Below are 7,292 nucleotides of genomic sequence, written 5' to 3'. Positions count from 1 at the left end.
CCCGCTCCTGGAGCGGAATTATCCAGGGAGTTGGGCGCATGGATCGAACCGGGTGAATCGGACTGATCAACGTACGCCAGCCGTCATTCAGCACGATCAGCGGGACACGCCGGAGTGACGGAGAGTGCAACGCGAGGTCCGCTTGGTCAATCGGTCTGGGTGATCACATAGCCAGCGTCCGAGGAACCAGAGCTGCATTCATGGGAGGCCACCTGCCGCTGGGTTCATTCGGCCGAAGGCCGGTGATGTGTGACACCGAGTGCGGGTCCGCCCCAAGGGCGGATGCAGGGAAGCAAGGTGCATAATCTGCACATTGCTCACTTGAGGTCAGTGAGTCCTTCTGACGCGGCAGATCGTGATTGTGGCTTTCGTGGCTCAGTATGGACGGGCGGTCACAGTTGGGCTCGGACCCAGGGGCAGTCTGCCTAATAGGTTCTCAGGTCAGGTCTTAAGCAATGAGCGGAGATGGGAAATTGCACCTGACTTGACCAAGCGTTTGCGTCCCACTTGACCACCTGTTTGCATTCGTCTTGACCAGCCATTTGCATCGGATGTGACCAGCGCATGGGTACGTTTTGATCGGCAGGTGTCGACCCATAGCTGCCTTTCGCGGAAGACAGCTAAACTCACTGGGACCCTCTAACGTGGCATTGGGATATGGGATAGGAAGCTTAATGGAGCCTCGGGGTGAAGGCCTTCGTCACCGAAATCAAACCGCCAATACCCCACATCATGCCAAGCACCGAGCTTGAATCCGACCTGCGGAAACGTACCGATGTGCTGGAAGCCGAGTCGCTCGTGCAGCCCGACACTGCCTTCATTCGGCAAGGCAATGCCGGCATACGCCGAGCGATATCCCAGACGCTTCAGAACCGGCAGCAGCACGTCATAGAGTTGGCGAGCAATCCCGCTGCGGCGTTGCCCTTCAGCGACATACACCGTCACATCCACCGCCCACCGGTACGCCGCACGCGCGCGGTGCTGACTGGCGTAGGCATAGCCGACTACTCGTCCTTCTCGCACAGCCACCAGATACGGGTAGGTTTGCAGCGTCGTGGAGATCCGCTCACGCATTTGCTCCACGCTCGGCACTGCCTCTTCGAATGAGATAGCCGTGTTGAGCACGATGGGCGCGTAGATGATCTGAATCTCTTCTGCATCCTCTGGTCTGGCGACACGAATATCGATTCCGCTATGCATCCGGCTGCTCCAAGCTGTTCAGGTGTTCAACTACTTCGTTGACCGTGCTACGCGCGGTACGGGTGACGCCGATCAACGTCGCCGAGGCCAGGCCGGTCCAGTCGCCATATCCGACCAGCCAGAGGCGCGGCTCGCGAATAGAGTGCCCCCCATCAACCTCGACCCTACCGTTGTCATCCAGCACGTCCAGTGCCTTCAGATGATCCAGCGCCGGCCGGAACCCAGTACACCAGACCACAGCATCGACCTGGGTTTTCTCACCGTTGAGCCAAGCGACCCCGTCCGGCGTGAATGAGGTAAAAGGCCTTACAGCACGAAGGGCCCCGCGCTCGCGAGCCCGGACCACTGAGGGCACCATGACGATATCGCCAAGCCCACCGACCGGTGCGTCGATAACACGGCCCTCCTGTTGAGCCTTGAGGCGCTCGGTAGCCCGTTCGAACAGCACCCGGCCATCAACGTCATCAGGCAGAAACGCCGGTTCCTCCGTGGTTACCCACGTTGCGTCGGCGACCTCGGACAGCTCCGCATAGATTTGCGCCCCCGAGTTGCCACCACCAACGACCAGCACGCGCTTTCCTTGGAAAGCCTCGGGTGATTGATAATGGGCGGAGTGAATCTGCTGTCCCTGGAACAGCTCTATCCCCGGATAGGCCGGAATATAGGGGTTGCTCCAGGTCCCCGTTGCGCTGATGACGACACGAGCCTCCCAGTCGCGGTCCTTCGAGCGTACACGAAGACCAAGCCCGGTCCGCTCCACTGACGTGACGCTGACGGGACGAACGATAGAAAACCCGTAGCGTGCCTCGTACTGCTCCAGATAGCTGACCACGTGATCCCTATCGGGATTACCTTCGGTGACTTGCGGCATCGGCCAGCCCGCGATCGTGCTCCATGCGGAGGGCGAGAACAGCGTCAGCGAGTCCCAGCCATGGCGCCAAGCCCCGCCCGCAGCCTCTTCGGCATCGAGCAACAGGAACGACAGCTTGGCTCGCTTGAGAAAATAAGCCACCGTCAGCGCGGACTGCCCGCCGCCAATCACGATGACATCGAGTAGTTCGCCTTCGGTGGCCATGGTTTCTCCTGTCTGGCTGGAGCGCTCAGTCTTCGCCGAACTGGTTGATGTAGTTGATGTGCGCAGGCTTCTGAATCGCCCGAGGGCGAAGCTCCTGCACCCAGGCGATCGCCTCGCGGCGCGGCATTCCGGATTCGATCAGCAGACGGGCAGCGAACAGCCCGGTGCGGCCGGAGCCGCCCTTGCAGTGGATTGCCAGGGCCTTGTTGGAAGCGAGCAAAGCGTCCAACTGGTGGCGAATCTCTCCCAGCCGAGCCTCGAAGTTTTGATCAGGAGCCTGATCATCCTCGATCGGCAGCTGGAACCACTCCAACCCATGCTGCTTGGCCGCGATGCCAAGCTGGGCAACTCCGTTTTCCTGAAGCTCTGCGTCCGACATCAGAGTAACAAGCGCTACGGCACCGGCCTGCTTGAGCGTATCCAGGCTTTCAGCGAGAGCGCTGGTCTGGGTGCCCGGACAAGGCGTAAAAATCAGGACACCCGGAGCATGGGGCAAGGATTTCAATGAGTAAGGATGCGACATGCTCATGACCTCAAATAGACCGAATATTGACTCTCTTGGATAGTTCTTCCGCCGACTCTTTGCGTTCGGAGTAGCGGTCTACCAAGTAATCCTGGCGATCACGCAGCAGCAGCGTGAACTTGGTCAGTTCCTCCATCACGTCGACCAGCCGATCGTAGAAAGACGACGGTTTCATGCGTCCCGCTTCATCGAACTCCAGAAAGGCTTTTGGCACCGACGACTGGTTCGGGATGGTAAACATACGCATCCAGCGGCCAAGCACGCGCAGTTGGTTCACCACGTTAAAAGACTGCGAGCCTCCACACACCTGCATCACCGCGAGGGTCTTGCCCTGGGTTGGGCGAACGGCGCCTATGGCCAGCGGTACCCAATCGATCTGCGCTTTGAAGACAGCGCTCATTGAGCCGTGACGCTCGGGGGAGCACCACACTTGGCCCTCGGACCATTGCATCAGCTCGCGGAGTTCCAGCACCTTCTCGTGGGAGTCCGGAGCGTCATCCGGCAGCGGCAGGCCGGAAGGGTCGAAGATACGGGTTTCAGCGCCGAACTCTTCCAGCAGGCGCGCAGCTTCCTGGACCATCAAGCGGCTGAATGAGCGTTCGCGGGTCGATCCGTACAGCAACAGGATGCGCGGTTTGTGTGTGGAAGGCTCCTTCGGCGTCAGCCGCTCCAGCGACGGCAGATCAATCAGTTCTGGTTGGACATTTGGGAGGTGGTCGTTCATTTCTGTCTCCATTGATCCAGGGCCTACAGCGCGCCGATTCGGGCAAGTTCGGCTTTCAGTTCGTCCTGGCTCAGTTGCGAGAAAGGCAGCGCAATGAAGGCGCGCACGCGCTCATCGATCTTCGCAAGTGTGGTCTGGAAGGCTTCTTCGATTTCTGTCTCACTCCCGGTGACCGCTGAAGGATCGGCCAGGCCCCAGTGGGCTTTGAGCGATGGCCCGAAGAAGATCGGGCAGGCTTCGCCGGCAGCGCGGTCGCACACGGTGACAACGATGTCGGGAGGAGAACTCTCGAAGGCATCCGAGGCCTTGCTTGAAAGACCAGCGGTGGGGATACCGGCGGCTTCCAAGATTTTCAGTGCCCGCTCATTGACCTTGCCGCTTGGGAAGCTGCCAGAACTCACAGCTTCCATACCCTCGGGGGCCAGGTGATTGAACAGCGCCTCGGACAGGATGCTGCGGCAGCTGTTGTGGGTGCACATGAACAAGACTTTCATCAGGTATCTCCGGTTCAAAAGCTCAGGCGGATGGCCAATGCGGCCAAGGTGGCAAGCAGGATCGGCAGCGTCAGGACGATGCCGGTACGGAAGTAGTAGCCCCAGGTGATGACGATGTTCTTGCGGGCCAGCACGTGCAGCCACAGCAAAGTGGCCAGGCTGCCGATTGGGGTGATTTTCGGACCGAGGTCACAACCGATGACGTTGGCGTAGACCATGGCCTCGCGCACGATGCCGGTGGCCTCGGCGGATTGGATCGACAAGGCCCCTACCAGCACAGTGGGCATGTTGTTCATGACCGACGACAGGCCAGCAGCGAGCAGCCCCGTGCCGAGGGATGCGCCCCAGATCCCGTAGCCGGCGAAAACATTGAGGATCTGCGTCAGGTATTCGGTGAGGCCGGCGTTACGCAGGCCATAGACCACGAGATACATGCCAAGCGAGAACACCACGACCTGCCAAGGCGCGTCCTTGAGCACCTTGCGGGTAGAAATCACATGCCCGCGAGCGGCGATCAGGTAGAGGATCAGCGCGCAGGCAGCAGCGATGGCGCTGATCGGAACACCCAGCGGCTCGATGGCGAAGAAGCCGACCAGCAACAGCGCAAGCACCCACCAGCCGGCAACGAACGTCGCTTTGTCGCGGATAGCGGCCTCGGGAGTCTTCAGTTGGTCGAGTTCATAGGTACGCGGCAGGTCCTTGCGGAAGAACCACAGCAGCATGCCCAGGGTGGCGGCGATGCTGACCAGGTTCACCGGCACCATGACCGAGGCGTACTCGCTGAAACCGATGCCGAAGTAGTCGGCGGAGACGATGTTCACCAGGTTGGACACCACCAGCGGCAGGCTCGCGGTATCGGCGATAAAGCCTGCTGCCATGACGAATGCCAGCGTCGCCGCCGGGGAAAAGCGCAGGGCCAGCAGCATGGCGATGACGATCGGAGTCAGGATCAGTGCCGCACCGTCGTTGGCGAACAACGCCGAGACGGCGGCGCCCAGCAGGATGATGAAGGCAAACAGCTTGCGGCTGCTGCCCTTGCCCCAGCGCGCCACGTGCAATGCCGCCCACTCGAAGAAGCCCGCCTCATCCAGCAGCAGGCTGATGATGATGACGGCGATGAAGGTGGCGGTAGCGTTCCAGACGATCTGCCAGACCACGGGGATATCGGACAAGCTCACGACGCCCGCCAGCAGCGCCACGACGGCCCCCAGTGCGGCACTCCAGCCCACACCCAGGCCTTTGGGCTGCCAGATGACGAGAACGATCGTCACCAGGAAAATCATAAATGCGATCAGCATGACTACAACTCAATCAGCGAAGGGAAGTCTCAAGCACAAGCAACAGGGTTCTGCGGCCGCTCGCCCATTTCGGCAAGGCGCAATGCATCGGGGCTCAACCATTCCTGGTTGGCATCGACCACTCCCTTCAGCATCGCGTCCACCCACTGAGGCAGTTCGGGGTGCAGTCGGTAATACACCCATTGACCCTTGCGGCGATCCATCAGGATTCCAGCCTCGCGCAACTGGGCAAGATGACGGGAGATCTTCGGCTGGCTCAGCTCCAGCGCGTGGGTAAGTTCGCAGACACAGAGTTCGCCTTCACGGGCGATCAGCAGGGTCATCCGGGCCCGGGTGTCATCAGCCAGGCATTTGAAAACGATGGGGGGAGTCAGTGTTTCCCGCATGTGCCCTCCTGAGGAATGTATGCACGGCCAATATCTGGAAATTCGAATATATGATGATTCGAATATACGGTAAAGCAGATATTTACAATCGCCTCGCCTTACGGGACGTCATAGAACTGGAAAAAGCCCGCGCTCTAGGCCCTATACTGGCCGTCGATACCATCCCCAGAGTTCCCAATGAACCGGTCTGATATCTCTGTCCGATTGCTTGATACCGATCAAATCCAAGGCCTAGCTGCGCATCTGACTGCTGCGGGCTTGCCGACCCAAGACCTTTTGCAGCCCGGTCGAATGTTCTATTCCTTTCACCGGGGAGAAACGGAGCTGGGATACGGGGGCATTGAAGGAAGCGGTCGGACTCGTCTGATTCGCTCACTGGTTGTCGTACCGGCCCAGCGAAAGTCAGGGATCGGTAACCTGCTGCTCAGAGCACTTGAGCGAATAGCGGAAGCTGACGGAGCCCAAAGCCTTCATCTGCTGACCACAACAGCACCCGACTTCTTCGCGGCTCGGGGATATGAGCAGAGAGACCGATCCCAAGCCCCAAAGGCAATTTCCAGTTCGGAGGAGTTCAACAGCCTCTGCCCGACGTCTGCGGTTTACATGGTGAAGGAGCTTGGCGACATAAACTCGGTGTCACCACAGGTAACTCGCCTCCACGGACGTCAGTGAGTTCATTCTCAGGTGTCCCAGGAACGAGTCCTGCGCCCCCCGAAAGATGTCGAACTGAATCGACCTCGTTTTCGTAGACACCTCGAACGGCTGCAAAGGGTCGATTCCTGCCGGTCGAGACGTACCCGTGCGCTGGTTACATCCGAGGCAAATTGCTGGTCAAATCAGGTGTGATTTCCCAGCTGTCACCCGATGATCCGGCATTGATGCGATCTGGTTGGCCACCGGGCCTATGGGTATCCCAATCGCGCATGACATTTGGCGGAACGCTTACGATGGCTTCATGCCTGAGTCTGGTGAGTCCTAGGCGCAAGCAGACGGACAGTGCGTCGCGAGATTGGCACCGGACTTGATCAGGGGGCACACTAGCCTAGAGCCTGGGGAACCAGAGCGCATCCAGTGAGAGAAGAACCTACCGCTGGATATATTCGGCCGAAGGCCGGTTGTCTGCGGGACGTAGAGTGGTCCCGCCTCCAAGGGCAGATGCAGGAAAGCAAGGTGCAGGATCCGCACATTGCTCCCTTGAGCCCAGAGAGTCCTCCTGACGCGGCACATCTTGATTGTGGCTTTCGTAGCTCAGTATGGACGGTCGGTCGCAGTCGGGCTTGGACCCACGCGTGCAGCGCAAGTCCGCCTAAAGGTCTTCAGGTCAGGTCTTGAGCAATGAGCGGAGAGAGATAAGGGCTGACTGAGACCCGCATTTCATGCGGCTTATAGGACTTTATAGGCGATTATAGATCGATTATAGAAACCGCTCTGAGCGGCTCCTATGCTGATCCGCTCTACGACTGGAGGGATGACTTACTCGTCAACCTCTCTCAGCTCCTTCGCTGCTTCGTTGAGCAGAAGCCTGGCTTCCCCACCGATAAATTCGGCTTCGACCAAGCAGGCCAGCGTCACTGGAGAGACCTCCAAAACAT

At 59.4% G+C, this 7,292-nt stretch carries 8 protein-coding genes; 1 reads left to right on the top strand and 7 read right to left on the bottom strand.

Annotation, left to right across the window (positions count from 1 at the left end; all coding sequences use genetic code 11):
- Window positions 1–639 precede the first annotated feature (639 nt).
- The 7 genes from VA602_RS25045 to VA602_RS25015 are packed head-to-tail and all read right to left on the bottom strand — an operon-like array spanning window position 640 to window position 5,700.
- Window positions 640–1,200 carry an arsinothricin resistance N-acetyltransferase ArsN1 family B gene (locus VA602_RS25045; RefSeq protein WP_212628230.1) on the bottom strand — a complete coding sequence of 187 codons (561 nt, stop codon included), beginning with the start codon at window positions 1,198–1,200 and terminating at the stop codon, window positions 640–642.
- Window positions 1,193–2,275 (bottom strand): ArsO family NAD(P)H-dependent flavin-containing monooxygenase, encoded by a 1,083-nt coding sequence (locus tag VA602_RS25040; RefSeq protein ID WP_212628231.1) that lies wholly within the window; start codon window positions 2,273–2,275, stop codon window positions 1,193–1,195. Before VA602_RS25040 ends, VA602_RS25045 begins: the two co-directional genes overlap by 8 nt.
- Window positions 2,276–2,300: 25 nt before the next feature.
- Window positions 2,301–2,804: a cyclin-dependent kinase inhibitor 3 family protein gene (locus VA602_RS25035; protein ID WP_010952947.1), complete on the bottom strand. Its 504-nt coding sequence runs from the start codon at window positions 2,802–2,804 to the stop codon at window positions 2,301–2,303.
- 4 nt (window positions 2,805–2,808) lie between these two features.
- Window positions 2,809–3,522: an arsenical resistance protein ArsH gene (arsH, locus tag VA602_RS25030; protein ID WP_212628232.1), complete on the bottom strand. Its 714-nt coding sequence runs from the start codon at window positions 3,520–3,522 to the stop codon at window positions 2,809–2,811.
- A 23-nt stretch (window positions 3,523–3,545) separates the two neighbouring features.
- Entirely contained in the window at window positions 3,546–4,016 is a 471-nt protein-coding gene (locus tag VA602_RS25025) for an arsenate reductase ArsC (protein WP_212628233.1), read from the bottom strand.
- Between the two features lie 14 nt (window positions 4,017–4,030).
- Window positions 4,031–5,314 (bottom strand): arsenic transporter, encoded by a 1,284-nt coding sequence (locus VA602_RS25020; RefSeq protein WP_212628234.1) that lies wholly within the window; start codon window positions 5,312–5,314, stop codon window positions 4,031–4,033.
- Window positions 5,315–5,343: 29 nt separating this feature from the next.
- Window positions 5,344–5,700: a metalloregulator ArsR/SmtB family transcription factor gene (locus tag VA602_RS25015; protein WP_027917261.1), complete on the bottom strand. Its 357-nt coding sequence runs from the start codon at window positions 5,698–5,700 to the stop codon at window positions 5,344–5,346.
- 177 nt (window positions 5,701–5,877) lie between these two features.
- Between VA602_RS25015 and arsN2 the strand changes: the two genes are divergently transcribed.
- Window positions 5,878–6,372, top strand: a complete 495-nt coding sequence (gene arsN2 / locus VA602_RS26915; RefSeq protein WP_212628235.1) for an arsenic resistance N-acetyltransferase ArsN2 — start codon at window positions 5,878–5,880, stop codon at window positions 6,370–6,372.
- Window positions 6,373–7,292: the final 920 nt, after the last annotated feature.

Origin of the sequence: Pseudomonas machongensis (assembly GCF_034961125.1) — a bacterium.
In the GTDB taxonomy this organism is placed as follows: Bacteria; Pseudomonadota; Gammaproteobacteria; order Pseudomonadales; family Pseudomonadaceae; genus Aquipseudomonas; species Aquipseudomonas machongensis.
The sequence above is the reverse complement of the archived record's forward strand: the minus strand, read 5'-3'. Positions and strand labels throughout refer to the sequence as shown.